We start from the raw sequence: 25810 nt of genomic DNA, 5'->3' as shown, positions 1-25810 counted from the left end.
CGGCTGCCCGCGCGCTGCCGCAGCCTGCGCTCAGGCCTGCAACTGCGCCAGTTCCTGCACCGTGTTCGCGTTGGCAAAGGCCGCCGCGTCATCGAACACCACCGTCGTGCAGCGGTGCTGCGCCGTCCAGCGGTCGATCTTGGCCTGGCCGGCATGCAGGTAGGCCACGAGGCTCTCCATCAGCTCGGTCTTGAGCAGGCAGAACACCGGCTGCACCTGCACCTGGCCGTCCTCCTGCGTGGCGGCCATCGCGATGTCGGCGCCTTCGGCCACCAGCGCAGCGGCGAGCTTTTCCACCAGGTCGGTGGGGAAGTTCGGCGTGTCGCAGGGCACGGTCACGAGGTAGGGCGTCTCGCAGCGCTCCAGCCCGGCCAGCCAGCCCGCCAGCGGACCGGCGAAGTCACCGATGGGGTCTGGCCACACCGGCACGCCCATCGATTCATACGCCGCCAGGTTGCGGTTGGCATTGATGAGCACGTGGCCCACCTGCAACTGCAGGCGCAGCAGCGCGTTCATCGCCAGCGGCAGGCCGCGGAAGTTCTGCAGGCCTTTGTCGACACCACCCATGCGGCTGCCCCGGCCGCCGGCGAGCACCAGGCCGGTGATGTCTTGCGGGTCGATTTTGGCGGGCAAGCTGCTCATCAGAGCTCCAGCATGTCGAAGGCCTGCGTCTCCACCGCGATGAACTCGCGTGTGAACACGGCCACCGCGGCCCAGGTGCGGGCGCGCGGGTGGTTGATGACGGCCTCGCACAGCTGCGCCACCCAGGGCTGCAGGTGCGTGCGGAAGAAGCGGCGCTGCTGCTCCAGGTTGCACACGGCCACGTCGTCGCCGGCGATGAGATAGCGCATCACCTCCAGCACGTAGCTGATGTGGTCTTCGGTCTCCAGCGCGCCTTCTTCGCGCGTGAGGCCCAGCGCGGCCAGGTCGGTGCGCAGTGCGGCGAGCGGTTTCTCGTTCAGGTAGCCAGCCAGGTAGTAGGAGCCGTAGGCAAAGACTTCGGGCTTGCCCACGCCGTGGAAGAGCGCGTTGTGCTCGTCGGCCGCGGCGTCCGGCGTGGTGCTGCGGAAGGCGGCGACCAGCGCTTCCCACGGGCCTTCGAGGAAGGCACCGCTTTCGGGCGCCTGCGTCACGGCCACGCGGAACTGCTCCAGCAGCGCCGCATCGGGCGGCGCCAGCCACAGGCGGGCGAGCAGGCCGTAGAGCTCGGCGCGTTCGAGTTCTTCGGTGTCGCCGGCAGGGGCGAAGTTGACGTGGGCGGTGCTCATAGGTCGGTGATGCGCACTTCGTTGGGGTTGCTGTACATGTCCACCACGCGGCAGTCGCTGCACATCTTCAGGCGCTCGACCGCGGCGCCCTGGAAGGCGGCGTGGCCCGAGAGCTTGCTGATCATGTTCTCGATGGCGCGCACCGTGCCAAAGGGCTTGCTGCATTTCACGCAGACCCAGGGCTTCGCTTCGGCGATGACACGCGCGTTCTTGCGCGCCTTGCCGCCATCGGCCAGCCACAGCCGCGGCTGCAGCGTGATGGCGTCTTCGGGGCAGGTGGTGGCGCACAGGCCGCACTGCACGCAGTTCTTCTCGATGAAGCGCAGCTGCGGCGCTTCGGGGTTGTCGGCCAGCGCGGCCTCGGGGCAGGCGCTGACGCAGCTCAGGCACAGCGTGCACTTGTCGGCGTTGACCTGCAGCGTGCCGAAGGGCGCGCCGGCCGCGGGCAGCGGCACTTCGTCAACCGGCTGCGGGGCCTGGGCCAGCAGGTGGTCGATGGCGAGTTCCAGCGTGGCGCGCTTCTCGGCCTGCGCGGCGTAGGCCGCGGCGCGCTTGACGGTGGTGGCGGGCGGCTGGCGCAGCGCAGCGTCCAGCGCGGGCAGGTCGGCGGCTTCGATCAGCGCGAAGTGCGTGCCGCTGTAGCCCAGGCCGGTCAGCACGGCCTGCGCCACGTCCATCTGCTCGCGCAGCGCCTGGCGGTACTCAGGCGCCTCTTCTTCGGTGAGCAGCACCCACACCTGGCTCGCGCCCTGGGCGATCGCGGTGAGCCACAAGTCCAGGCCCACGCTGGCGGTGTGCCACAGCGCCACCGGCAGCACGCGGGCGGGCACGCCTTGCAGCGCCAGCTTGCGCGGCGCACGCGTGGCGCGGCCCAGGGCCTCGATCTGGCGCGCGCCGGCGCCTTCGCTGTGCAGCAGCAGCGCGGCCGGGCCGTTCTTCGCCGGCCCGCCGGCGTGCGCGTAGGCGGTGAGCAGGGTGCGCAGGCGCCGGCCCTGGTCCACCGTGCCGGGGTAGGCGAAGGCCATGGCGCCGCTGGGGCACACCGTGCTGCAGGCGCCGCAGCCCACGCAGAGGTAGGGCTCGACGATCACGCCACCGGCCAACTCGCCTTTGGTCTTGCCCTTGCGTGAGGCGTCGCTGCGGATGGCCTTGGTGCTGCAGACGTCGATGCAGGCCGTGCAGCCGGTCTGCTCGTTACGGCTGTGCGCGCAGAGCTTGTGCGTGTATTTGAAGAACTTGGGTTTCTCGAACTCGCCGGTCAGCTCACGCAGCTTCAGCACGGCAGCCTGCAGGGCGCGTGCATCGGTGGCGCCGGGCACGGAGAAGTAGCCCTGCGGCGGCTGGTGCTGCGTGTAGGCGGGCTCGGCGCGCAGGTCGAGCACGAGGTCGAAGTTCTCTTCGTGCGCGATGGGCTCGCGGCTGAAATCGATGGCGCCGGCGGCATCGCAGACGCGAACGCAATCGCGGTGCTTGGTGCAGGCGTCGAGGTTGACCTGGTAGTCCATCCCGATCGCGCCTTCGGGGCAGGCCATCACGCAGGCGTTGCAGCGCGTGCAGATGTCCAGGTCGATGGGGTTGCCGCTTTCCCACTGCACCTCGAAGTTGCCGAGCCAGCCGCGCAGCGAGGTGACGCGGCCGTTGCTGGTGGCGCGTGCGTGGCGCTGGCCGATGGGGGTGGACGCCGCCGCGCCGCCGCTGACCAGCACGCTGACATCGAGCTTGTCTTCCAGCAGAGCCGCTGCTTCTTCCGCCGCAGCCGCCGGCCCGATGACGAGGCAGCGGCCTTGCGAGCGGTAGGTGACGGTGGGCACCGGCTCGGGCGCGGGCAGTTGCGCCGCCGCGATCAGCGCGGCCATCTTGGCCATGGCGCTGCCGCCGTCGGCGCCCCAGCCGCCGGTCTCGCGCAGGTTGACGAAGTGGATGGGCCGTTCGGTGACCCGCGCCGCGCCTTCGGTCTCGTCGTTCAGTTCCAGGAAGAGGCGGCTCTCCTGGGTGCAGGCCACCAGCAGTTCATCGCCGCTGGCACCGGTGGCCTTGGCCGCGCGTTGAAAAGCACCTGCCTCGCGCCGGCACAGCAGGGTGTGGACGGTCTCCAGCCCCTCAGTGCTGGCGCCCGGCGTCTTGGCCAGCGCCTGGCTCAGGGCCGGCGCGTCCAGCGTCATCGTCTGGTTGCAGTTGCACAGCAGTGTCTTCATCGGCGGCAGCAGTTGGGGTGGGGTCGGCCTCGGCCAGGGTGGCGCTGGGCGCGGCGTCGGCTTCGGTGGCGTGGGACAGGGCGTGCGGGGCCGCCGCTGCAAGTGGGGCCTGCGCTTCGGCTTGGGCCTTGGCGGCAGCCTCGTCTTCGTCGGCGAACAGCCGCAGCGCCTGCGACTGCACCATCTGGCGCAGCATGCCGGCGGGCAGGGGGTCGGGCTTGCCGTAGTCGTCGATGTAGATGTCCAGCCCGTCCATCACGTTGAAGTGCGGGTCGGTGAACAGCTTCTTCAGCGCCGCGTTCTTCACCTCGGGCGTGACGCCCTGGGCCACGAAGCGGGTGTAGTCGGATTGCGGCGTGAGCTCGGCCACGTCGGCCAGTGTGGGGGCTGGCGGAGGCGGCGGTGGCTGCGGGGCTGGCGGTGCGGCATCGGCGGTGGCCGCGCCGGCCGGCAGCGCCACGGCCGCAGGCGCAGGTGCGGCCTGGCGGGCAAGCGCGGGCGGTGGCGCTTCGGGCATCGGCGGCACCGGCAGGCCTTCACGCACCGCCACCTTGCGCCGCGACCAGCGGCTGAAGAAGTTGCTGTCGGCTTCGTCGGCCATGGCGGGTCTACTCGCTGGGCGGGCCGTCGCCGGCCGCGCGCTCGCCCGGGGCGATGAAGCTCTGCGGCCGGCGGCGCTTGCGCGGCTCGGGGCGGTAGTGCTCGTCGGTGTAGGCCTGCAGCGCGGCCTGCACTTCGGGCGGCAGCGGGATGTTGTCCACCTGCTCCTGCGCATCGAGCAGGCGCCCGGCCTCGTGGTACGAGACGGTCACGAACAGCGGCGTCGCCGTGGGTGCCGCGGCGCCTTCGCCGTCCTGCCGCCGCCACATCACGAACCACACCGGGGTGCCCGAACTCAGGTTCAGGTAATAGCCCTCGGCCTCGTCGCGGTGCAGGCGCACCGGCATCTGCGGGAACAGGAAGCTGGCGGTCTTGCCGTCATCTCGCAGCAGGCGCGGCGTGCTGCCGAACTGGCCTTCGTCGAGCAGCACGTCCACCACGCGGAAACGCCAGTCTTCCCAGCGGTTGGGCTGGTGCTGGCGGTCGATCTGCACGGCCACGTGAAGGGTGGGCTGGGCGTCCATGGCGATGCGTCTGGGCTGGGGGCGGCGGACCCTGCGGGCCTGCCGAAAGGCCGCGGATTCTAGGTCCGCGTTGGCAGCGGTGCGCCGTGGAAGACCCGGGTTCGCGGTGCCGCCGGCATGGCTTTCTCGAAGCTGACAGACCTTGCGACAACTTGTCGCATCACCCTCGGGTGGACACGGATTGAAGCCACGCCTGCCAGCCAGGGTAATACCGGGGTAGCTATGCATGCGTCCGCATAGGCGCGCCCCCGCAGGAGAGACCCATGAGCACCAAGCCCGACACCACCTCCCCCGACAGTTCCACCCTCACGCGCCGGCGCATGTTCGCCGGGGCTGGTGGTGTGGGCGCCCTGGCTGCCGTGGCGGCTGTGCTGCCCGCGGTGAAGAGCGAGGCGCCGGCCGAAGTGCAGGCCGCGGCCGCCGCCGAGAAGGACGGCGTCTACCGCGTCACCGAACACATCAAGCGCTACTACCAGACCGCCCGCGTCTGACCCTGGCCCCCGAGTTCCTGGCCCTCATCAAGGACAGCCCCATGTTGTTGACTCGCAAGTCCCAAGCCACCGGCGCCGCCTCGTCGCGCCTGGTGTCCACCCTGGCCCGCGGTGTGTCGCGCGCCATCCCCACCATGGACCGCCGCGCCTTCCTGCGCCGCAGTGGCCTGGGCGTGGGCGCCGGCATCGCCGTCTCGCAACTCACCTTGGTGAAGAAGGCCCAGGCCTCTGATGCCAAACCGGCCGAGGGCGGCGCCAAGAAGGTGGAAGTCAAGCGCACCATCTGCGGCCACTGCTCGGTGGGCTGCGCTGTGGACGCAGTCGTGGAGAACGGCGTCTGGGTGCGCCAGGAGCCGGTGTTCGACAGCCCCATCAACCTGGGTGCGCACTGCGCCAAGGGCGCGGCCCTGCGCGAGCACGGCCACGGTGAGTTCCGCCTGAAGTACCCGATGAAGCTGGTGGGCAACAAGTACGTGCGCATCACCTGGGACGAGGCGCTGAACGGCATCGCGGCCAAGATGAAAGAGCTGCGCCAGCAGAGCGGCCCCGATTCGATGTTCTTCATCGGCTCGTCGAAGTTCAACAACGAGCAGGCCTACCTGCTGCGCAAGTTCGTCAGCTTCTGGGGCACGAACAACACCGACCACCAGGCCCGCATCTGCCACAGCACCACGGTGGCTGGCGTTGCGAACACCTGGGGCTACGGCGCCATGACCAACAGCTACAACGACATGCAGAACGCCAAGGCGGCGATGTACATCGGTAGCAACGCCGCTGAAGCCCACCCGGTGAGCATGCTGCACATGCTGCATGCCAAGGAAACCGGCTGCAAGATGATCGTGGTCGACCCGCGCTTCACGCGCACGGCGGCCAAGGCCGACGAATACGTGCGCCTGCGCTCGGGCGGCGACATCCCGTTCATGTACGGCGTGATGTGGCACATCTTCAAGAACGGCTGGGAAGACAAGAAGTACATCGAGGACCGTGTCTACGGCATGGAGAAGGTCCGCGAGGAAGTGCTGGCCCAGTGGGCCCCTGACAAGGTCAAGGAAGCCTGTGGCGTGGACGAGGCCACCACCTACAAGGTGGCCAAGATCATGAGCGAGAACCGCCCCAGCACCATCGTGTGGTGCATGGGCCAGACGCAGCACACCACCGGCAACGCCGTGGTGCGCACGTCCTGCCTGCTGCAGCTGGTGCTGGGCAACGTGGGCAAGAGCGGCGGCGGCACCAACATCTTCCGCGGCCACGACAACGTGCAGGGCGCCACCGACGTGGGCCCCAATCCCGACAGCCTTCCCGGCTACTACGGCTTGGCCGAAGGTTCGTGGAAGCACTTCGCGGCCACCTGGGGCGTGGACTTCGAGTGGATCAAGAAGCAGTACGCGCCCGGCATGATGACCAAGAGCGGCATGACCGTGTCGCGCTGGGTCGACGGTGTGCTCGAGAAGAACGAGCTCATCGACCAGGAAAGCAACCTGCGGGGCCTGTTCTTCTGGGGCCATGCGCCGAACTCGCAGACGCGCGGCCTGGAAATGAAGCGCGCGATGGACAAGCTCGACCTGCTCGTCGTGGTCGACCCCTTCCCCAGTGCCACCGCCGCCATGGCGGCCATGCCGGGCAAGGCCGAAGACCTGAACGCCAAGCGCGAGGTCTACCTGCTGCCCACCACCACGCAGTTCGAGACCAGCGGCTCCATCACCGCCTCGAACCGCAGCATCCAGTGGCGTGAGAAGGTCATCGAGCCGCTGTGGGAGAGCCGCACCGACCACATGATCATGACGCAGCTGGCCGAGAAGCTCGGCTTCAAGAACGAGCTGGTCAAGAACTTCAAGATGGTCAAGGGCAAGGGCGGCATGGAAGAGCCCGAGACCGAGTCCATCCTGCGCGAAATCAACAAGAGCGTCTGGACCATCGGCTACAGCGGCCACAGCCCCGAGCGCCTGAAGGCCCACATGCGCAACATGCACGTCTTCGATGTGAAGACGCTGAAGGCCAAGGGCGGCATCGACAAGGAAACCGGCTACAAGCTCGACGGCGAGTACTTCGGCCTGCCCTGGCCGTGCTACGGCACGCCCGAGATGAAGCACCCGGGCAGCCCCAACCTCTACGACACCAGCGTGCACGTGATGGAAGGCGGCGGCAACTTCCGCGCGAACTTCGGCGTGGAGCGCGACGGTGTCAGCCTGCTGGCTGCCGATGGTTCGCACAGCAAGGGCGCCGACCTGACCACCGGCTACCCCGAGTTCGACCACCTGCTGCTGAAGAAGCTGGGCTGGTGGGGCGACCTCACCGAAGCGGAGCAGAAAGCCGCCGAAGGCAAGAACTGGAAGACCGACCCCTCGGGCGGCATCATCCGCGTGGCCATGCAGGTGCACGGCTGCCACCCCTTCGGCAACGCGAAGGCACGCGCCGTGGTGTGGAACTTCCCCGATCCGATCCCGAAGCACCGCGAGCCGCTGTACAGCAACCGCCCCGACCTGGTGGCCAAGTACCCGACGCACGACGACCGCAAGGCCTTCTGGCGCCTGCCCACGCTCTACAAGACCGTGCAGGACGCCAACAAGGACGTCGGCAAGAAGTACCCGCTGATCATGACCAGCGGCCGCCTGGTGGAGTACGAGGGCGGCGGCGAGGAGACGCGCTCGAACAAGTGGCTGGCCGAACTGCAGCAGGACATGTTCGTCGAGCTGAACCCGCGTGCGGCCAACGACCGCGGCATCCGCAACGGCGACTACGTCTGGGTGAAGACGCCGCCGATGGAAGGTGTGGCCGGCTTCCAGGGCATCCGCGTGAAGGCGCTGGTGACCGAGCGTGTGGACGCCGAGACCGTGTTCCTGCCCTTCCACTTCTCGGGGCGCTGGGGCGGTGTCGACCTGAAGCCCTACTACCCCGAAGGCTCGGCGCCGGTCGTGCGCGGCGAGGCCGTCAACACGGCCACGACCTACGGCTACGACAGCGTCACGATGATGCAAGAGACCAAGACCACGGTGTGCCAGATCGAGAAGGCCACGGCCTGAGCGGGCGGCTTGAAGACCCCCGCCTGACGACCATCGATCTACTGGAGTTCAGAACATGGCAAGAATGAAGTTCATCTGCGACGCCGAGCGTTGCATCGAGTGCAACGGCTGCGTCACCGCGTGCAAAGCCGAGAACGACGTGCCCTGGGGCGTGAACCGCCGCCGCGTGGTCACCCTCAACGACGGCCTGCCCGGCGAGCGCAGCATCTCGGTGGCCTGCATGCACTGCAGCGACGCGCCCTGCATGGCCGTGTGCCCGGTCGACTGCTTCTACCGCACCGAACAAGGCGTGGTGCTGCACGACAAGGACACCTGCATCGGCTGCGGCTACTGCAGCTACGCCTGCCCCTTCGGCGCGCCGCAGTTCCCCACCAACGGCACCTTCGGCCTGCGCGGCAAGATGGATAAGTGCACCTTCTGCGCCGGTGGCCCGGAAGAGAACACCAGCGCCGCCGAGAACGAGAAGTACGGCCGCAACCGCCTGGCCGAAGGCAAGCTGCCGGCCTGCGCCGAGATGTGCAGCACCAAGGCCCTGCTGGGTGGCGACGGCGATGTCGTGGCCGATATCTTCCGCACCCGCGTGCTGACGCGCGGCAAGGGCAGCGAGGTCTGGGGCTGGGGCACGGCCTACGGCAAACCCACGGGCGGTGCGCAGAGCACCGGGACCAAGTCATGAGGGCTGCCTGGATGAGCGTGGCCGCTCTGGCGGCCGCTGTGGCCCTGTCGGCCTGCACCGAGAAGCCGCAGACCTCGGGCCAGCGCAAGAGCGACCAGGCCCCCTACGCCACGGCGAACAGTTCCAACACCGCCGGCACGTGGAAAGAGGGCGATTCGAAGGCCTGGGAGCGCCAGCTCAGCACGCGCGCCCAGAACGGCCAGAACGAGTATAGCCGCGCCAGCGCACCCTGAGCCTGCGCGCTCTGCGACACGGGGAGACCCCATGACGACATCGATCCGAATCCTGCTCGGCGGCTTGGCACTGGCGGTGGCCGCTCTGGGCCCGGTGCAGGCGCAGCAAGCCGCCCCGGCCCAGGCGCCGGCGGCGCCTGCCGCCGAGGCCCCGGCAGCCAAGAACGGCCCGCCGGCCGGCTTCGTGGCACCGGCCGAGCCGCGTGCCGACGAGAGCAACGCCGAGCGCAACAAGTCCCAGCCCGGCAACAACGCGCCGGTGTGGCGTGCCGTGCGAGAAACGGGGGGTCTGACTTCGCTGCCCGGTGCCGAGAAGGGTGTGCTCATCCAGCCTTTCGTGCAGTACCCCGGCTCCAAGTTCACCACCGCCGGCGAAGCCTGGCGCCAGGTGCGCAACCAGTGGATCCTGCCCTACGGCGGTTCGCTGCTGCTCATCGTGGTGGTGGCCATGGGTCTGTTCTACCGGGCCAAGGGCACGCTGGGCGGGCACGAGCCCGACACCGGGCGCAAGATCGAGCGCTTCACGCCGCTGGAGCGCGCCGCCCACTGGACCAACGCGATCGCCTTCGTGGCGCTGGCCGTCTCGGGCGTGATCATGGCCTGGGGCAAGTTCTTCCTGCTGCCCATCCTGGGGGGCACGCTCTTCGGCTGGCTGACCTACGCGCTGAAGAACCTGCACAACTTCGCGGGGCCGCTGTTCGCGGTGTCGCTGGTGATCGTGCTCGTCACCTTCATCAAGGACAACTGGCCTTCGGCCGACGACTGGAAGTGGATCAAGAGCGCCGGCGGCCTCTTCGGCGCGGAAGAGGTGCCCTCGCACCGCTTCAACGCTGGCGAGAAGATCGTCTTCTGGGGCGGCGTGCTGGTGCTGGGCTTCATCGTCGTGGCCTCGGGCCTGGTGCTGAACATGCTCGTGCCCGGCATGGCCTACCTGCGCAGCGACATGCAGATCGCGCACATGGTGCACGCGGTGGCTGGCGTGCTGATGATGGCCATGTTCCTCGGCCACATCTACATGGGCACCATCGGCATGAAGGGCGCCTACAGCGCCATGCGCACCGGCTACGTGGACGAAGGCTGGGCCAAGGAACATCACCGCCTGTGGTACGACGACGTGCGCGCCGGCCGCATCCCGGCCCAGCGCTCGGGCCAGGCTGCGCCGCTGGGCGCGCCCGCCTCGGGCCACGCCGACTGACGCTAGAAGGACGATGACTCCCATGAAGAAGAACCTGTTCCTCGCCGGCGCCGCGCTGGCCCTCTTGTCGGTGGCCGCCCAGGCCAAGCTGCCGCCCTTGAGCGACGAAGCCAAGGCCAAGGCGGCCGAGGCTGCCGCCAAGACGGCGCACACCGGCAAGGTGGACGGCTACAAGCTCTGTCTTTCGATGGAGCGTGTGGCCAAGACCTACTACGAGCAGGCCAAGAAGGCCGGCAAGGAAACCAAGCCCGCCACCGCCACGCCGCCTTGCGCCGACCCCGGCCCCTTCGTCTACACACCGCCCGCGCCGGCCGCCGCCCCTGGCGCCGCCCCTGCAGCCGTGACGGCTGCCGCGCCTGCGGCCCCGGCTGCGCCTGCCGCGCCGGCTGCCAAGAAGTAAGGCCCGGCCCGTGGCCGCGAGCGCATCGAGCCCTGAAGCCCCGCCAGCAGCCGCCGTGACGGCGCTGCTGCCGGTGGCCGGGGCGCCGCGTCTCACGGCCGCGCAGTGCGAGCTGCTGCGCGAGATCACCATCCTCGACGAGTACGGCGAGCGCCGCAGCATCCACATCCCCGCCGAGCGGCCGCTGACCGTCTTCATTGACAAGCGCGAACTTGTCACGCTGATGACGCTGGGTGCCTGCCCCGAACTGCTGGTGCTGGGCTACCTGCGCAACCAGCGCTTGATCGAGCGCGTGCAGGAGGTCGAGTCGATCACCGTCGACTGGGACGTGGGCGCCGCAGCCGTGCGCACGCACGCGGGTGTCAGCGAGATCGAAGCCAAGACTGCGCAGCGCGTGGTCACCACCGGCTGTGGCCAAGGCACGGTCTTCGGCGACGCGATGACGCAACTGGACACCGTGCGCCTGCCCAGCGCGGCCACGGCACGCATTCGCCAGAGCACGCTGCACCGCATGCTGGAGACGATGCGCCAGCAGGACAGCATCCACCGCAAGGCCGGCTCGGTGCACGGCTGTGCCCTCTTCGGACTGCAGCCAGGTGGCGGCTGCGAGAAGCTCTACTTCGTGGAAGACGTGGGCCGCCACAACGCCATCGACACCATCGCTGGCTGGATGGGCCTGCACGGCATCGGTGGCGCCGACAAGGCCTTCTACACGACGGGCCGGCTCACCAGCGAGATGGTGATGAAGGCGGCGCAGATGGGCGTGCCCATCGTCGTCTCGCGCAATGGCGTCACTGCCATGGGCCATGAACTGGCCACGCGACTGGGCATGACGCTCTTCGGCCGCGCCGCCAACCGGCACTTCCTGTGCTACTCGGGCTTCGAGCGCTTCGATTCCGAGCCCGAGCCGCAGCGCGCCCCGGTGCGGGTGGTCGCGCAGTCCGACTGAGTGGCCGGTGCGCCGGGTGCGCACCGCCAGAATTCAAACCAGGCCGTCGAACAGCCAGACGTCCACCAGCCCGCCCTCGGCCACCGAGCCCTGCTCGTGGCCCAGCACCACGAGGCAGTTCGCCTCGCTCATGCTGCGCAGGATGCCCGCACCTTGCGAGCCCGCCAGCCTCACCTGCCAACCCTCGGGGCCGTGCTCGACGATGCCGCGTTGGAACTCGGTGCGCCCTGGCCGCTTGCGCAGCGCCGTGGTGCATCGGGCCTGCAGCACCGCCAGCGGCTGCGGCGTGGCGCCGGCCAGCTGCAGCAGGGCTTCACGCGCAAAGCTGTAGAAGGTGACGAGCGCGGCCACCGGGTTGCCGGGCAGCGCAAACAGCCAGCAAGGCGGCTCATCGGGTCCGCGCTTGAGGGGGCCGAACGCAAAGGGTCGGCCGGGGCGCATGGCCACCTTCCAGAACGCCACCTCGCCCAACTGGGCCAGCACGGCACGCGTGTGGTCGGCATCGCCCATGCTCACGCCGCCGCTGGTGAGCACCACGTCGGCTTCGGCCATGGCGCGGTTCAGCGTCGCCCGCAAGGCCTCGGGCTCGTCGCGCACCAGGCCCAGGTCCAGCACCTCCAGGCCCAGGCGCTGCAGCGCCGCCATCAGGCTGTAGCGGTTGCTGTCGTAGATGCAGCCGGGCTCCAGCGCCTGGCCCAGCGTGCGCAGTTCATCGCCGGTGGAGAACAGCGCCACGCGCAGGCGGCGCACCACGCTCAGTTCGCCGATGCCGAGCGAGGCCACCAGGCCCAGGTCGGCCGGCTTCAGCATGCGGCCGGCGCGCAGCGCGGGCTTGCCCAAGGCCAGGTCTTCGCCGCGGTGGCGGCGGTTCTCGCCAGGGCGGATGACGCCGGGCTCGATGTGCACGAGGTCGCCTTCGGGCTCCGTCTGCACGCGGCACAGTTCCAGCGGCACCACGGTGTCCAGGCCGGTGGGCATGACGGCGCCCGTCATGATGCGCAGGCATTCGCCCGCGCCCACCTCGCCCGCCCAGGGCGCGCCGGCGAAGAGCGTGCCCACCGAGCGCAGCGTGGTGGGTGCGCCCGGCTGCAGCGCGCTGCCGGCGAAGGCGTAGCCGTCCATGGCCGAGTTGTCGTGCGCTGGCACGTCGATGGGCGAGAGCAGGTCGGCCGCCAGCACCCGGCCCAGGGCCTCCATCAGGGGCACGGTCTCGTGCGCGGTGATCGGCTGAAGCGCTGCCGCGATGGCGGCGCGCGCTTCGTCGACGCTGAGGTTGCGGTCGCCCGCCATCAGGGGCGAAACGCCGAGTTCGGTGCGGGTGTCGGACATGCGATGGGTGCAGCGGAAAGCGTGGCGGGCCAACGGCCCCGAGGCGGAGCCGTCAATTCTGCCTGCGGTGGGGGCGATGCCTGCCGCTCCTATGCAAGCCCGTGCCTATCGGCCAGCCCGGATGCTGACGGCAGAATCGCGCGCTTTGCTTGCGGCGTCACCGCCCCTCCATGAACACCGTCTCCGACAGCCTGCAGCTTGCCGCCCAGCTCATCCTGGGCCTGGACGCGGCCTTGCTGCGCATCGTGGCGTTGTCGCTGCAGGTCAGCGGCCTGGCTTGCGCCGTGGGCGCGGTGTTCGGCCTGCTGCTCGGGGCCTGGCTGGCGGTGGCGCGCGTGCCGGGCCACACGGTGCTGGTGTGGGCGTTGAACACGCTGCTGGCGCTGCCTTCGGTGGTGGTGGGGCTGGGCGTGTATCTGCTGCTTTCGCGCGCCGGGCCGCTGGGCCATTGGGGCATCCTGTTCACGCCCACGGCCATGGTCATTGCGCAGAGCATCCTCGTGGTGCCGCTGATCGCCGCGCTGGCACGGCGCCTGGTGCTGGAAGCCATGGCCCAGGGCGGCGACCAGTTGCGCTCGCTGGGCGCCACGCCGCTGCAGGCCGCCGCGCTGATGCTGCTGCACACGCGCATGGGCGTGCTGACGGTGCTGCTCACGGCCTTCGGCCGAGCCATCGCCGAGGTGGGGGCGGTGATGATCGTCGGCGGCAACATCGACGGCGTGACCCGCGTGATGACCACCGCCATCGCGCTGGAAACCAGCAAGGGCGACCTGCCATTGGCGCTGGCCCTTGGGCTGGTGCTGTTGGCGGTCGTGGGCGTGGTCAACCTCGTCATCGGGGCGCTGCAGTGGCGGGGTGGTTCGGCGTTGCGCGGGCCGGAGGCCCTGGCATGAGCCGGCCGGCGGTGCCACCGCTGCTGATCTCGCTGCAGGGCGCGGCTGTCCGCTTCGGGCCGGTGCAGGCCTTGCATCCGCTGAACCTGCAACTCAGCCAGGGCGAACGCCTGCTGCTGGTGGGCGCCAACGGCTCGGGCAAGACGACGCTGCTGCGGGCGCTGCACGGCCTGGTGCCTTGCACCGCAGGGCGGCGGGTGCTGCACAGCCTGCCGGGGCAGGCCGCGCCGACGCTGGCCATGGTCTTCCAGAAGCCCTTCATGCTCAGCCTGTCGGCGCAGGCCAATGTGCGCCTGGGCCTGTGGCTGCGCGGCGTGCCGCGCGCAGAGCGCCAGCGCCGCTGTGTGCAGGCGCTGCAGCGCGTGGGCCTGCAGGGCCTGGCCGATCGGCCCGCGAACGCGCTCTCAGGCGGGCAGCAGCAGCGCCTGGCCATCGCACGCGCCTGGGCGCTGCGCCCGCAGGTGCTGATGCTCGACGAGCCCACCGCCCACCTCGACCCCAGCGCCAAGCGCGAAGTGGAGGCGCTGGTGGACGAGATCGCCGCCGAAGGCACGACGGTGGTGATGAGCACGCACAACCTCGGCCAGGCCAAGCGCCTGGCCACTCGCGTGGCCTACATGGAAGCGGGGCGGCTGGTGGTGGACCTGCCCGTGCAGCGCTTCTTCACCGACACCCTGCCGCCCGAGGCGACGCAGTTCCTTCGCGGTGAGCTGCCCTGGCAGGGCGCCGACGCGGCCTCAGGCCTGCGCTGAGCGCGCGGGGTCAGAGCCCCAGCGCGCGCCGCAGGCCGCGGCCCCCCAGCGGCACCGGTTCGGGCACGCTGAGCAGCGACACCATCTGCGAGCAGCGCGGCGCCTGCAGGCCGTGCGCCTGCGCCAGGCGCACCACGGCACCGCAGATCGCGTCCACTTCGGTGGGCCTGCGCAGGGCCAGGTCGTCGGCCATGCTGCTGCGCGCCTTCTCGTCGATGCGCAGCATGCGCGATGCCACGCGCGTGAACAGCCAGTTCGGCAGCCGCAGCACCAGCGGCAGGCGCTCTGGCCGCAGCGCCGTCATCTGCGCTGGTGTGATGCCGGCGGCCCGCAGCGCGGCCAGCGCTTCCTGCTGCAGCGTGGCGAAGACCACGCGGCAATCGCGGTCCAGCAGTTCAGCGCGCAGCGGCAGGCCCGAGAGCGCATTGACCGGGTTGTTCAGGTTCAGCAGCAGCTTGCCCCACTGCACCGGGCGCAGGTCGTCGTGCAGCTTCAGGCGCAGGCCGGCGGCCTGGAACACCGCCACCCAGGGCTGCAGGGCCGGTGCGGCCTGCGCCGCCAGCGGCCCGGTGGTGCCGCGGTGGAAGTGCCCGGGGCCCAGTTCGGCGATGTTGAAGGGCACCATGCCGGGCAGCCAGGCCAGGGTCGGCGCTGCTGCGGCGCCCACTTCGGCGTTGGCTACTCCGTTCTGCAGCGAGAGCACCGGCGTGCCGGCCGGCACGGCGGCAGCCAGCTCGGCGGCGGCCTGTGCCGTGGCGCCGGTTTTCACGCACAAAAGCACCAGTGCGGGCACCAGCCCCGCCGGGACGCTGCCGTGCACCTGCAGTGCGGTGGCCGGCATGTGGGCACGGCCGCCGTCCAGGTCGGTGACGGTCAGTCCGTGTTCCCGCAGGGCCTGCAGCACCCGCGGGCGGGCAACGAAGTGCACATCGGCGCCCGCACCCAGCAGCTGGCCGCCGATGTAGCAGCCCACCGAGCCGGCGCCCATCACGAGCACCGGACCCGGCAGCGGCAAGCTCATCGTGTGGCGGGGTGGGCCAGGTCGCGCAGCACGGTGGGGCCGGCGCGGCGCTCCACCTCGGCCATCAGGCTGCGGAAGAAGCCCGCGGGGGCCAGCATCTCCAGCAGCACGAACATCGGCGCGACGAAGAGGCCCACGAGGTCGTCGACGAAGGCGGGCTTGCGACCCTCGTAGTAGTGGCCGACGAACTGGATGACCCAGCCCACGACGAAGAAGCCCGCGCCCCACGCCAGCCAGGTGCCCGTGCCGCCTTCAACACGGTGCGCCAGCCACGAGAGCACGAGCCAGACCGTGGCTGTCACCAGGCCGAGGGCCGCGGCGCCGCGACTGAGCGTCCACACGATCACCAGCAGCAGCAGCAGCCAGGCGGGTGTGAGCGTCACGCCGCCCAGTTCGAAGGCCGGCCGCGACAGCAGCACCAGCGCGCCGAACATGATCATGGGCACGCCGACGAAGTGCGTCGCGATGTTGCGCCGGTCGCGGTGGTACTCGGCGTATTGCGACAAGAGGTCGGTGGCGCTGCGAAACGGGGTGGCCATGTACGTGCTCCTTGCAAGGCGGGGATGCTAGCGCAGCCTCCTAGAATCCGGCCAGCTTGGCACAACCCGGGACGCGCATGACGATCAAGAGCGACAGGTGGATACGGCGCATGGCCGAACAGCACGGGATGATCGAGCCCTTCGAGCCCGGGCAGGTGCGCCAGGCGGCCGACGGCTCACGCATCGTGAGCTACGGCACCAGCAGCTACGGCTACGACATCCGCTGCGCGCCCGAATTCAAGGTCTTCACCAACATCTACAGCACGGTGGTGGACCCGAAGAACTTCGACGAGAAGAGCTTCGTCGACATCGAGAGCGATGTCTGCATCATCCCGCCCAACAGCTTCGCGCTGGCACGCACGGTGGAGTACTTCCGCATTCCGCGCAACGTGCTGACCATCTGCCTGGGCAAGAGCACCTACGCGCGCTGCGGCATCATCGTCAACGTCACGCCCTTCGAGCCCGAGTGGGAAGGCTACGTGACGCTGGAGTTCAGCAACACCACGCCGCTGCCGGCCAAGATCTACGCCGGAGAAGGCTGCGCCCAGGTGCTGTTCTTCGAGAGCGACGAGGTCTGCGAGACCAGCTACAAGGACAGGGGCGGCAAATACCAGGGTCAGCGAGGCGTGACCCTGCCCAAGACCTGAGCGGTCGGCCCGCAAGCAAGCCCTGGAACTGGGCGTGCTTGGGGGCCTTGTTCGGCGGTTCCGCCGCGCCGCGCGCTGCGAGCATCGGTGCACACGCCGGCCCGTGCCGGCAACGGAGACCGCGATGCCGCAGCCCGAAGCCCGCCCTGACAGCCTCCTGCAGGACCCGCACCCCGTCACCGCCGCGCTGGCCCCGGTGCTGGCGATGCCCATCCTCGAGATGGCGCGCTTTCGGCGCCTGATGAACTACGAGGGCTGGGAGGTGGACCTGCCGCGCATGTGCGTGGACACGGCCTATGCCTACCAGTGCCTGGCCACTGCCCACACCAGCAGCGACGAGCGCCTGCGCAGCACGGCAATGCGGCTCTTCGAAGCCTACGACCGCAACGCCAGCCCCTCGCCGCTCTTGCACTGAGCAGAGGCCGCCAGCGCGCGGCCTCAGCGAGCCTGGGGGGTTTGCGGGGCCTGGGCGGCCCAGAAGGCGGCGCGCTCTTCCAGCCAGCCTTCACCCCGGCGCAGGCTGAGCCAGGTGTTGAGGAAGTTCAGGAAATCGGGGTCGCCCTTGCGCAGGCCCAGCGCCACCGGGGTGTGGCTCACGGCTTGCTCGCCGCGCGGCAGGAAGAGCTTTTCCGGGGCACGCGTCAGCAGCGATGCCGGCGCCAGCGTGGGCACGAGGGCGGCATGCACCGCGCCCTGGATCACGGGCAGCAACTCGTTGCCATCCACCCGCACCACCTGTGCCTTCGGGAAGACGCGCCGTGCCAGCTTCTCTTGTGCGGTGTTCGAGTAGACGGCGATCTTGACCTCGGGCTGGTTGTAGTCGGCCAACTGCAGGCGCTTGCCGGCGCGGGCCTTGTTGGCCACGAGGTGCACGCCTTCGCTGGCCGTGGGCTCGCTGAAGTTGATGATCATCGCGCGCTCGGTCGTCATCCACAGGCCGGTGGCCAGCAGGTCGAAGCGGCCGTCGAGCAGCTCCTGCATCATGAACAGCGACTTGGTCTCGATGAACTCGACCGCCACGCCCATCTCTTGCGCCATGCGGCGCATGAGGTCGATGCTGTAGCCGCTGAGCTCGCCGCTGGCGCTGCGCATGACCATGGGTTCCACCGTGATCACGCCCACGCGCAGCACGCCGCGCCGGCGGATGGTGGCCAGCGTGTCCACCGCCGGCGGGCGCATGACCGGGGCGACATCGGCCTTGCCGGCGGCTGCCGTGCTGGTGACGGCACCGACCGGCAGGTCACCACCGGCGGGTGGCGTCTGGGCTGAGGCCGCCGTGCTGGCGGCCAATCCGGCAAGCGCCAGTGCCAGGGCCGGGGCACACAGGGCGATCCAGGCACGCAAGGTCTGCAGGGTGGGCTTCTTCATGGATTTCCTCGTTCCCTCCGGGGTGCCGGGGAGCATAGCCCAGGCCTCGCCCGGCGCGTACGCCGCGGCCCGGGCGTTGTCGTGTCAGGTGTCGATGAGCGCCGGGTCCCAGGCGTGGACCGCCTGCCGCTGCTGGCCGAGCTTGTCGATGCCCAGGGTCATCACGTCGCCCGGGCGCAGGTACATCGGCGCCGGCTTCATGCCCATGCCCACGCCCGGTGGCGTGCCCGTGGTGATGAGGTCGCCAGGCTCCAGGGTCATGAAGCGGCTGAGGTAGCTGACGATCTGCGCCACGCCGAAGATCATCGTGGCCGTGTTGCCGGTCTGGCAGCGGCGGCCATTGACATCGAGCCACATGGCCAGCCGCTGCGGGTCGCCCACCTCGTCGGCGGTCACGAGCCAGGGGCCGATGGGGCCGAAGGTGTCGCAGCCCTTGCCCTTGTCCCATTGGCCACCCCGCTCGAGCTGGAACTCGCGCTCGGAGATGTCGTTGACGACGCAGTAGCCGGCCACGTGCTGCAGCGCCTGGGCTTCGCTGACGTAGCGCGCGCGGGTGCCGATCACCACGCCCAGTTCCACCTCCCAGTCGGTCTTGACCGAACCTTGCGGCAGCACCACGGCGTGCTCGGCGCCCACCGCGCAGCTCGGCGTCTTCATGAAGACGATGGGCTCCTTGGGCACCGGCAGACCCGATTCGGCGGCGTGGTCGGCGTAGTTCAGGCCGATGGCGACGAACTTGCCCATGCCCGTCCAGGGCACGGCCAGGCGGCCGGGCGGCACCTCGGGCAGGCTCTGCACATCGATGCGCGCCAGCGCGGCGAGGGCCGCGGGTGCCAGCGTGGCGGGGGTGATGTCGCCCAGCAGCGCGTGCAGGCAGCGCAGGCGGCCTTCGGCGTCGAGCAGGGCGGGTCGTTCTTGCCCCTTGGGGCCGTGGCGCAGCAGTTTCATGGGGCGAGGGTGGCAGTCGGGGGAAGCGTCAGCCGCGGCCGACGAAAGGCATCTTGGTGGCCATCACGGTCATGAACAGCACGTTGGCCGTGGGCGGCAGGCGCACCATGGCCAGGAAGGTGTCCACCACCGACTGCAGGTCCATGCGGGCTTCGGGCCGCACGCTGCCGTCGGGCTGCGGCACGCCCACGGCCATGCGCGCCGTCATGTCGCTGGCCACGTTGCCGATGTCGATCTGGCCCACGGCGATGTCGAAGGCGCGGCCGTCCAGCGAGGCGGCCTTGGTCAGCCCCGTGATGGCGTGTTTGGTGGCCGTGTAGGCCATGCTGCCCGGGCGCGGCGCGTGCGCCGAGATGCTGCCGTTGTTGATGATGCGGCCGCCCATGGGCTGCTGCGTGCGCATCAGCCGGAAGGCGTTGCTTAGGCAGTAGAAGGCGCCGTTGAGGTTGATGTCGACGGCCTGCTGCCAGGCCTCGTCGCTGTAGGCGTCGGGCAGGGTGCCGGGCAGCATGATGCCGGCGTTGTTGAAGAGCAGATCCAGGCGGCCGAAGCGCTGCGCAACGGTGTCGAAGAGCCGGCGCACGGCCGCGGGGTTTGCCACGTCGCAGGGCAGGGCGGTGGCCTTCGTGGTGTCCAGGCCCGCAGCGCCGGCGGCGGCGATGGCGGCCTGCAAGGTGTGCTCGCGCCGGCCGACGAAGACGACCTGCCAGCCCTCACGCAAGAGCGCGGTGGCGCAGGCCTGGCCGATGCCGCTGCCGGCGCCGGTGACGAGTGCGGTCTGGGTCATGAAGAGCAGCCGTGGAGTGGAGAGCGGCGGCGATGATGCACCATGCAGGCTTTGCGTCACGCAGGCCCCGCCCCATGGAATTCACCCAGGTCATTCTTTACACCGACACCGACGGCCGCGCGCGTTTCCGCGAGCAGGCGATTCCGTTGACCGAAGGCAAGCCGCAGGCGCGCCTGTCGGCGCTGATGCCCAGCGGCGGGCTGCAGTTGCGCATGAGCCCGGTGGGCTTCCGCAGCGATTTCCATTGCACCGAGAAGCCGCAGTGGCTGTTCGTGCTGGGCGGGGCGATGGAGATCGGCCTGCAGGACGGCAGCAAGCGCGTCTTCAGGCCCGGCGACCACTTCTACTCGGCCGACACCCTGCCCGAGGGCGCCACCTTCGACCCGCAGTTGCACGGCCACTGCAGCCGGCAGGTGGGCGACGAGCCGCTGGTCACGGCCTTCGTGCGCAGCTGAGGCGCCGCGCCGTCAGTACAGCGTGGCGGCCTGGCGCGCCTGCAGCGCGCCGTCGTAGGCGGCGCCGTCGATGGCCGCCTCGCTGAGGCACTGCAGGATGGCGCCGGGCGAGGGCAGCGTACCCGCCTGCACGTGCGTGGCCGGGTTCCAGAGGCCCGAGCGCTTGAGGGCGCGCGCGCACTGGAAGAACACGCTGCGCACCTGGATCACCAGCACCGAGGCCGGCAGCTGGCCCTGCACCGCGAAACGTTCGCACAGTGCCGGCAGCGCGCTGATGCGCGCCGTGCCGTTGACGCGCAACGCCTCGCCCACGCCGGGAATGAGGAAGAGCAGGGCGACGCGCGGGTCGCGCGCGATGTTGCGCAGGCTGTCGATGCGCTGGTTGCCGCGCCGGTCGGGCAGCAGCAGGGTGTGCGCGTCGGCCACCGTCACGAAGCCGGGGGCGTCGCCGCGTGGCGAGGTGTCCAGGCCCTCGGGCCCGAATGTGGCCAGCACGGCGAAAGGCGAGGCTTCGATGTAGGGCCGGTACAGCGCGTGCACGTGGTCGGCCACCTTCTGCAGCGAAGTCGGCCCCGGGCCGGTGCTGTAGATGCGGCGCAGCGCCGCTTCGTCGGCCAGGTCGGCCGAGGTGTCGGCGGCCAGGCGCAGCAGGTCGGGGTCGTGGGCGCCGGCCATCGGGAAGCCTTCAGCCGATGCGGCCCAGCAGCAGGTACTCCATCAAGGCCTTCTGCACGTGCATGCGGTTCTCGGCTTCGTCCCACACCACGCTCTGCGGGCCGTCGATGACCTCGGCGGCCACCTCTTCCCCACGGTGCGCGGGCAGGCAGTGCATGAAGAGAGCGTCGGGCTGGGCCAGCTGCATCATCTGCGTGTCGACGCACCAGTCGGCGAAAGCCGCCTGGCGCGCGGCGTTCTCGGCCTCGTAGCCCATGCTCGTCCACACGTCGGTGGTGACGAGGTGCGCGCCGGCGCAGGCCGCGGCCGGGCTCTTGAACACCTTCAGGCAGCCGGGGTTGGCCAGCGTCGACAGGCGCGCGTCCAGCTCGTAGCCACTGGGCGTGCTGACGTGCAGCGTGAAGCCCAGGATGTCGGCCGCCTGCAGCCAGGTGTTGGCCATGTTGTTGCCATCGCCCACCCAGGCCACCACCTTGCCCTGGATGGAGCCGCGGTGTTCCTGGAAGGTGAACACGTCGGCCAGGATCTGGCAGGGGTGGTACTCGTTGGTCAGCCCGTTGATGACCGGCACGCGCGAGTTGGCGGCGAAGCGCTCGATCTTCGCCTGCTCGAAGGTGCGGATCATCACGATGTCGACCATGCGGCTGATCACGCGTGCGGCGTCTTCCACCGGCTCGTCGCGGCCGAACTGGCTGTCGCCGCTGGTGAGGTTCACCACCGAGCCGCCCATCTGGTACATGCCGGCCTCGAAGCTCACGCGCGTGCGCGTGCTGGCCTTCTCGAAGATCATCGCCAGCGTGCGGTCGACGAGCGGCTGGTACTTCTCGTAGTTCTTGAAGCGCGTCTTGATGATCTTGGCGCGCTCGAAAAGGTAGCCGTACTCCTCGGCACGCAGGTCCTTGAACTGCAGGTAGTGGCGCATCAGCGAATGACCGGGTTTCACGCGCAGCCCTTCTTCACGCCGTTTCGGCCAGGAAGGCCTGCACCAGGGGCGCGAGGATGACGACGATCTGCGCCGCCTCTTCGGCCGTGAGGATGAGCGGCGGCACGATGCGGATGACCTTGTCGGCCGTCACGCTGAGCAGCAGGCCGGCCTCGGCCGCGCGGCCCAGCAGCACGCCGCAGGGGCGGTCGAGTTCGATGCCGATCATCAAGCCCGCGCCACGGATCTCCTTCACGCCGCTCAGGTGGCCCAGTTCACGCTGCAGGCCTTCACGCAGCAGCAGGCCCACGGTGGCGGCGTTGGCCAGCAGGCCTTCTTCTTCGCAGATGCGCAGCGTTTCCACGCCGGCCCGCATGGCCAGCGGGTTGCCGCCGAAGGTGGTGCCGTGGTTGCCCGGGCCCAGCACGTTCAGCGCGCGTGGCCCGCAGACCACGGCGCCGATGGGCACGCCCGAACCCAGCCCCTTGGCCAGCGGCATCACGTCGGGCTGGATGCCGGCCCACTGGTGCGCGAACCACTTGCCGGTGCGGCCGATGCCGCACTGCACTTCGTCCAGCATCAGCAGCCAGCCCTGCGCGTCGCACAGGCGGCGCAGGCCTTGCAGGTACTCCCAGCGTGCGGGGTTCACGCCACCTTCGCCCTGGATGGTCTCCAGGAACACGGCCACGACGTTCGGGTTGTTCTGGGCCACGGCTTCCACCGCGGCCAGGTCGTTCAGCGGCACGCGCACGAAGCCCTCCACCAGCGGGCCGAAGCCGGCCTGCACCTTCGGGTTGCCGGTGGCCGAGAGCGTGGCGATGCTGCGGCCGTGGAAGGCCTTCTCGTAGACGATGACCTCGGGCTTCTCGATGCCCTTGTCGTGGCCGTACTTGCGCGCGATCTTCAGCGCCGCCTCGTTGGCCTCCAGGCCGCTGTTGCAGAAGAAGGCGCCGGCCAGGCCCGAGATCTCGCACAGCTTCTTCGCCAGTTGCTCCTGCAGCGGGATCTCGTAGTAGTTGCTGCAGTGGATCAGCTGCGTCAGCTGGTGCTGCAGGGCCGGCACCAGCTGGGGGTGGTTGTGGCCCAGGGTGTTGACGGCGATGCCGCCCAGCCCATCGAGGTAGCGCTTGCCCTGGGTGTCCCACACCCAGCAGCCCTGGCCGTGCGACAGCGCGATGGGCAGGCGGCCGTAGGTGTTCAGCACGTGCGGCATCGGGCGCGCGGGCGCCGTGGCGGCAGGGGTGGCTTGGGCGGCGGCCAGCGTGTTGGCCAGCGCGGTCTCGGGTGCGTTCATCGTCGTTCCTTCCGGGCCCCAGAACAAAACGCCGGGGCTGACGTTTCCGTCACGCTCCGGCGCTGCGAATTCTAAAGGCGGGCCCTGGCGCGTCGATGCACAGGCAGGCCCGCGTGTCACTTCGGGCGCGAGGCCCCGGCATGGATGCTGCGACGCAACAAACCCAAGGCACAATGCGGGCCTTGCACGGGCCGCCCAGGCGCCTGCGCTTGAACCCGGCGGGCCCCCAAGGCCGGCCGCCCCCGATGAGCCTCCAAAAACCCCGCCAGTTCACCATCCAGGGCCTGACCCTCGAGGGCCGCACCTTCCGGCCCAGCGACTGGGCCGAGCGCTTGGCCGGGGCGATGTCCTGCTTCAGACCCGGCGGCGGCGCCGGCGGCATCGCCGCCTACATCGGCTATTCGCCCTACTGCGTGCCGCAGGTGGTGGACGGCGTGAAGTGCGTGATCGTCAGCGAGGCGCTGCAGGGCATCGAGCCGATGGCCTGGGACTTCGTCATGAACTTCGCGCGCGACAACCATCTGCGCGTGAGCGAAACGACCCCCGACACCAGCGGTGGCTGAGCGTCGCAGCCGGGACCAAGCACCGCAGAAAAAACAAAGGGCCCGCTGTTGCGGGCCCTTGTTCTTGCACCTGGTTGACCGGTTCGTCAGGCGGCGAGCGCCAGCGCCTTGACCTTGGCGGCCAGACGGCTCTTCAGGCGAGCAGCCTTGTTCTTGTGGAAGATGCCCTTGTCAGCGACCGAGTCGATGACGCTCTGGGCGGTCTTGAAGGTGTCGGTGGCCTTGGCCTTGTCGCCACCCAGCACGGCCTTCTGCACGTTCTTGACGACGGTGCGGAAGCGCGAGCGCAGCGAGGTGTTGGCGGCGTTCAGCTTCACGTCCTGGCGGGCGCGCTTGCGGCCCGAGGCGAGGCGAACGGTTTTCTTCTTGGCTTTGGACGAAGTGGCCATGCTTGAGATTCAGCTTTCGAACTGGTCGGGAAGGTGCAAAGACTGTCGAGTATAGCATGCAGACGCCGAGTTGCGGTAGCAACTCCGCCGGGCTCTCTATACTCGCGCCCCTTGTGAACCTGCTCAAGGCCGCCTCCACCGTTTCGTTGATGACGCTGATCTCGCGCATCACGGGCCTGGTGCGCGAGCAGCTCGTGGCCGCCACCTTTGGCGCCAGCGCTGTCACCGACGCCTTCAACGTCGCCTTCCGCATTCCCAACCTGTTTCGGCGGCTTTTCGCCGAGGGCGCCTTCTCGCAGGCCTTCGTGCCCCTGCTGGCAGCCACGCGCGCCACCGAGGGCGACGCGCCCACACGCTTGCTGGTCGACGCGGTCGCCACCGTTCTGGTCTGGGTGCTGCTTGCGACTTGCGTGGTCGGGGTGGCCGGCGCGCCCGTGCTGGTGTGGATGATGGGCTCGGGCCTGGAGCGTTTCGACACCGCGGTGCTGCTCACGCGCTGGATGTTCCCCTACATCGGCTTCATGTCGCTGGTGGCGCTGGCCGCGGCCATCCTCAACACCTGGAAGCAGTTCGTCGTGCCGGCGATCACGCCGGTGCTGCTGAACCTGAGCGTCATCGCCGCCGCGTGGTGGCTGTCGCCGCTGATGCCGCGATGGGGCCACGACCCCGTGCTGGCCCTGGCCCTGGGCGTGATGGCCGGCGGGCTCTTGCAGGCGGCGGTGCAGGTGCCGGCGCTCGCGCGCGTGGGCTGCCTCCCGCGCATCGGCCTCACGCCGGCGCGCATCGCCGCGGCCTGGCGGCACCCGGGTGTGAAGCGGGTGCTGCAGCAGATGGCGCCGGCGCTGCTGGGCGTGTCCGTCGCCCAGCTCTCGCTGCTGATCAACACGCAGATCGCCTCGCACGTGGCGGTGGGTGCGGTGTCCTGGCTGACCTATGCCGACCGGCTGATGGAGTTCCCGACCGCGCTGCTGGGCGTGGCCATGGGCGTGGTGCTGCTGCCGCAGCTTTCGGCGGCGCAGGCGCGGCAGGACACCGCCGCCTTCTCGGGCATGGTCGACTGGGGCTTGCGCCTGGTGCTGCTGCTGGCCTTGCCCAGCGCGCTGGCGCTCCTGATCTTTCCACAGGCGCTGGTGGCGGTGCTCTTCCACTACGGCGCCTTCCGCGCCGAAGACGTGGCGATGACGGTGCTGGCGTTGCGCGGCTACGGGGTGGGCCTGCTCGGGCTGGTGGCCATCAAGGTGCTGGCGCCGGCCTTCTTCGCGCGGCAGGACGTGCGAACGCCCGTGAAGATCGCCATCGGCGTGCTGGTGGCCACGCAGGCGCTGAACGTGGTGCTCGTGCCCTGGCTGGGCCATGCCGGGCTGGCGCTGAGCATCGGGCTCGGAGCCCTGGTCAACGCCGGTCTGCTGCTGGGCGGCCTGCTGCGCGCGGGCACCTACCGGCCACAGCCGGGCTGGCTGGGCTTTGCGGCCAAGGTGCTGCTGGCCAATGCGGTGCTGGGCGGTGCATTGGCCGCAGCCGCCTTCGGCGTCGACTGGGTGGGCCTGCAGGCGCAATGGGCGCTGCGCGTGGCGGCGGTGGCCGCGGTGCTGGGCGGCGTGGCGCTGCTGTACTTCGGCGTGCTGGCCGTCTGCGGGCTGCGCCCGCGGCAATTCATGCGCCGCGGCTGACCTAAAC

29 protein-coding genes are annotated in these 25810 nt (G+C 69.9%); 14 read left to right on the top strand and 15 right to left on the bottom strand.

Translation table 11 applies throughout. The features are described from left to right. Nucleotides 1–30 precede the first annotated feature (30 nt). Genes mobA through EOE66_RS10990 form a run of 5 tightly spaced genes read right to left on the bottom strand, consistent with a single transcriptional unit; the run spans nt 31 to nt 4587 of the window. Nucleotides 31–642, bottom strand: coding sequence for a molybdenum cofactor guanylyltransferase MobA (gene mobA / locus EOE66_RS11010; protein ID WP_128228726.1), 612 nt, complete (start codon nt 640–642; stop codon nt 31–33). Then, nucleotides 642–1268: a TorD/DmsD family molecular chaperone gene (locus EOE66_RS11005; protein ID WP_128228725.1), complete on the bottom strand. Its 627-nt coding sequence runs from the start codon at nt 1266–1268 to the stop codon at nt 642–644. Before EOE66_RS11005 ends, mobA begins: the two co-directional genes overlap by 1 nt. Continuing rightward, on the bottom strand, nt 1265–3463 hold the full coding sequence (locus tag EOE66_RS11000; protein ID WP_164885073.1) for a 4Fe-4S dicluster domain-containing protein: 2199 nt from the start codon (nt 3461–3463) through the stop codon (nt 1265–1267). The genes EOE66_RS11005 and EOE66_RS11000 overlap by 4 nt, the downstream gene beginning before the upstream one ends. After that, nucleotides 3369–4064: a DUF3306 domain-containing protein gene (locus tag EOE66_RS10995; RefSeq protein WP_128228724.1), complete on the bottom strand. Its 696-nt coding sequence runs from the start codon at nt 4062–4064 to the stop codon at nt 3369–3371. The genes EOE66_RS11000 and EOE66_RS10995 overlap by 95 nt, the downstream gene beginning before the upstream one ends. A gap of 7 nt (nt 4065–4071) precedes the next feature. Further along, nucleotides 4072–4587 carry a DUF3305 domain-containing protein gene (locus EOE66_RS10990; RefSeq protein WP_128228723.1) on the bottom strand — a complete coding sequence of 172 codons (516 nt, stop codon included), beginning with the start codon at nt 4585–4587 and terminating at the stop codon, nt 4072–4074. A gap of 263 nt (nt 4588–4850) precedes the next feature. Between EOE66_RS10990 and EOE66_RS10985 the strand changes: the two genes are divergently transcribed. Genes EOE66_RS10985 through EOE66_RS10955 form a run of 7 tightly spaced genes read left to right on the top strand, consistent with a single transcriptional unit; the run spans nt 4851 to nt 11551 of the window. Beyond that, nucleotides 4851–5078 carry a formate dehydrogenase gene (locus tag EOE66_RS10985; RefSeq protein ID WP_128228722.1) on the top strand — a complete coding sequence of 76 codons (228 nt, stop codon included), beginning with the start codon at nt 4851–4853 and terminating at the stop codon, nt 5076–5078. Nucleotides 5079–5119: 41 nt separating this feature from the next. Then, nucleotides 5120–8098, top strand: a complete 2979-nt coding sequence (locus EOE66_RS10980; RefSeq protein ID WP_128228721.1) for a formate dehydrogenase subunit alpha — start codon at nt 5120–5122, stop codon at nt 8096–8098. Between the two features lie 55 nt (nt 8099–8153). Next, nucleotides 8154–8774 carry a formate dehydrogenase FDH3 subunit beta gene (fdh3B, locus tag EOE66_RS10975; RefSeq protein WP_128228720.1) on the top strand — a complete coding sequence of 207 codons (621 nt, stop codon included), beginning with the start codon at nt 8154–8156 and terminating at the stop codon, nt 8772–8774. Continuing rightward, entirely contained in the window at nt 8771–9007 is a 237-nt protein-coding gene (locus EOE66_RS10970) for a hypothetical protein (RefSeq protein WP_128228719.1), read from the top strand. The genes fdh3B and EOE66_RS10970 overlap by 4 nt, the downstream gene beginning before the upstream one ends. A 31-nt stretch (nt 9008–9038) precedes the next feature. Beyond that, nucleotides 9039–10202: a formate dehydrogenase subunit gamma gene (locus tag EOE66_RS10965; RefSeq protein WP_128228718.1), complete on the top strand. Its 1164-nt coding sequence runs from the start codon at nt 9039–9041 to the stop codon at nt 10200–10202. Between the two features lie 22 nt (nt 10203–10224). After that, the gene (locus EOE66_RS10960) at nt 10225–10602 is read left to right on the top strand and encodes a hypothetical protein (protein ID WP_128228717.1); all 378 of its coding nucleotides are present in this window, start codon (nt 10225–10227) and stop codon (nt 10600–10602) included. A gap of 55 nt (nt 10603–10657) precedes the next feature. Continuing rightward, nucleotides 10658–11551 carry a formate dehydrogenase accessory sulfurtransferase FdhD gene (locus EOE66_RS10955; protein WP_128228997.1) on the top strand — a complete coding sequence of 298 codons (894 nt, stop codon included), beginning with the start codon at nt 10658–10660 and terminating at the stop codon, nt 11549–11551. Nucleotides 11552–11584: 33 nt separating this feature from the next. Here the strand turns inward: EOE66_RS10955 and moeA are convergent, their stop codons facing one another. Further along, entirely contained in the window at nt 11585–12880 is a 1296-nt protein-coding gene (gene moeA / locus EOE66_RS10950) for a molybdopterin molybdotransferase MoeA (protein ID WP_128228716.1), read from the bottom strand. Between the two features lie 170 nt (nt 12881–13050). Between moeA and EOE66_RS10945 the strand changes: the two genes are divergently transcribed. Together EOE66_RS10945 and EOE66_RS10940 are read left to right on the top strand one after the other, a co-directional pair. Further along, a complete protein-coding gene (locus tag EOE66_RS10945; RefSeq protein ID WP_128228715.1) occupies nt 13051–13773 on the top strand; it encodes an ABC transporter permease in 723 nt (240 codons plus the stop codon). Then, the gene (locus tag EOE66_RS10940; protein ID WP_128228714.1) at nt 13770–14525 is read left to right on the top strand and encodes an ABC transporter ATP-binding protein; all 756 of its coding nucleotides are present in this window, start codon (nt 13770–13772) and stop codon (nt 14523–14525) included. The genes EOE66_RS10945 and EOE66_RS10940 overlap by 4 nt, the downstream gene beginning before the upstream one ends. 10 nt (nt 14526–14535) lie before the next feature. Here EOE66_RS10940 and EOE66_RS10935 read toward each other — a convergent pair whose 3' ends face one another. Beyond that, nucleotides 14536–15546 carry a 2-dehydropantoate 2-reductase gene (locus tag EOE66_RS10935; RefSeq protein WP_128228713.1) on the bottom strand — a complete coding sequence of 337 codons (1011 nt, stop codon included), beginning with the start codon at nt 15544–15546 and terminating at the stop codon, nt 14536–14538. Further along, nucleotides 15543–16085 (bottom strand): Mpo1 family 2-hydroxy fatty acid dioxygenase, encoded by a 543-nt coding sequence (locus EOE66_RS10930; RefSeq protein WP_128228712.1) that lies wholly within the window; start codon nt 16083–16085, stop codon nt 15543–15545. The genes EOE66_RS10935 and EOE66_RS10930 overlap by 4 nt, the downstream gene beginning before the upstream one ends. A 77-nt stretch (nt 16086–16162) precedes the next feature. On the opposite strand from EOE66_RS10930, the gene dcd reads away from it, so the two are divergent. Both dcd and EOE66_RS10920 read left to right on the top strand, forming a co-directional pair. Further along, nucleotides 16163–16732 carry a dCTP deaminase gene (gene dcd / locus EOE66_RS10925; RefSeq protein ID WP_128228711.1) on the top strand — a complete coding sequence of 190 codons (570 nt, stop codon included), beginning with the start codon at nt 16163–16165 and terminating at the stop codon, nt 16730–16732. A 124-nt stretch (nt 16733–16856) separates the two neighbouring features. Next, nucleotides 16857–17147 (top strand): hypothetical protein, encoded by a 291-nt coding sequence (locus EOE66_RS10920; protein WP_128228710.1) that lies wholly within the window; start codon nt 16857–16859, stop codon nt 17145–17147. A 23-nt stretch (nt 17148–17170) separates the two neighbouring features. Here the strand turns inward: EOE66_RS10920 and EOE66_RS10915 are convergent, their stop codons facing one another. From EOE66_RS10915 to EOE66_RS10905, 3 genes are all read right to left on the bottom strand, one after another. Continuing rightward, nucleotides 17171–18100, bottom strand: a complete 930-nt coding sequence (locus EOE66_RS10915) for a transporter substrate-binding domain-containing protein (protein WP_164885072.1) — start codon at nt 18098–18100, stop codon at nt 17171–17173. An 84-nt stretch (nt 18101–18184) separates the two neighbouring features. Continuing rightward, nucleotides 18185–19048, bottom strand: a complete 864-nt coding sequence (locus EOE66_RS10910; RefSeq protein WP_128228708.1) for a fumarylacetoacetate hydrolase family protein — start codon at nt 19046–19048, stop codon at nt 18185–18187. Between the two features lie 28 nt (nt 19049–19076). Beyond that, nucleotides 19077–19835, bottom strand: a complete 759-nt coding sequence (locus tag EOE66_RS10905) for an SDR family oxidoreductase (protein WP_128228707.1) — start codon at nt 19833–19835, stop codon at nt 19077–19079. A gap of 74 nt (nt 19836–19909) precedes the next feature. Here EOE66_RS10905 and EOE66_RS10900 point away from each other — a divergent pair, with 74 nt between their 5' ends. Further along, on the top strand, nt 19910–20290 hold the full coding sequence (locus EOE66_RS10900; RefSeq protein ID WP_128228706.1) for a cupin domain-containing protein: 381 nt from the start codon (nt 19910–19912) through the stop codon (nt 20288–20290). A 12-nt stretch (nt 20291–20302) separates the two neighbouring features. On the opposite strand, the gene EOE66_RS10895 is transcribed toward EOE66_RS10900, so the two are convergent. The 3 genes from EOE66_RS10895 to EOE66_RS10885 are packed head-to-tail and all read right to left on the bottom strand — an operon-like array spanning nt 20303 to nt 23100. Continuing rightward, the gene (locus tag EOE66_RS10895) at nt 20303–20932 is read right to left on the bottom strand and encodes a pyridoxamine 5'-phosphate oxidase family protein (RefSeq protein WP_205702687.1); all 630 of its coding nucleotides are present in this window, start codon (nt 20930–20932) and stop codon (nt 20303–20305) included. A 43-nt stretch (nt 20933–20975) separates the two neighbouring features. Beyond that, on the bottom strand, nt 20976–21887 hold the full coding sequence (gene argF / locus EOE66_RS10890) for an ornithine carbamoyltransferase (protein ID WP_205702686.1): 912 nt from the start codon (nt 21885–21887) through the stop codon (nt 20976–20978). Nucleotides 21888–21921: 34 nt separating this feature from the next. Then, entirely contained in the window at nt 21922–23100 is a 1179-nt protein-coding gene (locus EOE66_RS10885) for an aspartate aminotransferase family protein (RefSeq protein ID WP_205702685.1), read from the bottom strand. 326 nt (nt 23101–23426) lie between these two features. Here EOE66_RS10885 and EOE66_RS10880 point away from each other — a divergent pair, with 326 nt between their 5' ends. After that, on the top strand, nt 23427–23744 hold the full coding sequence (locus tag EOE66_RS10880; RefSeq protein WP_128228702.1) for a DUF3579 domain-containing protein: 318 nt from the start codon (nt 23427–23429) through the stop codon (nt 23742–23744). Between the two features lie 86 nt (nt 23745–23830). Here the strand turns inward: EOE66_RS10880 and rpsT are convergent, their stop codons facing one another. Next, a complete protein-coding gene (gene rpsT, locus EOE66_RS10875; RefSeq protein ID WP_128228701.1) occupies nt 23831–24133 on the bottom strand; it encodes a 30S ribosomal protein S20 in 303 nt (100 codons plus the stop codon). Nucleotides 24134–24246: 113 nt separating this feature from the next. On the opposite strand from rpsT, the gene murJ reads away from it, so the two are divergent. Next, nucleotides 24247–25803, top strand: a complete 1557-nt coding sequence (gene murJ / locus EOE66_RS10870; protein WP_128228700.1) for a murein biosynthesis integral membrane protein MurJ — start codon at nt 24247–24249, stop codon at nt 25801–25803. Nucleotides 25804–25810: the final 7 nt, after the last annotated feature.

Source organism: Rubrivivax rivuli, from assembly GCF_004016505.1.
Lineage (GTDB): Bacteria > Pseudomonadota > Gammaproteobacteria > Burkholderiales > Burkholderiaceae_C > Rubrivivax > Rubrivivax rivuli.
This window is presented reverse-complemented; position numbering and strand designations above follow the sequence as displayed.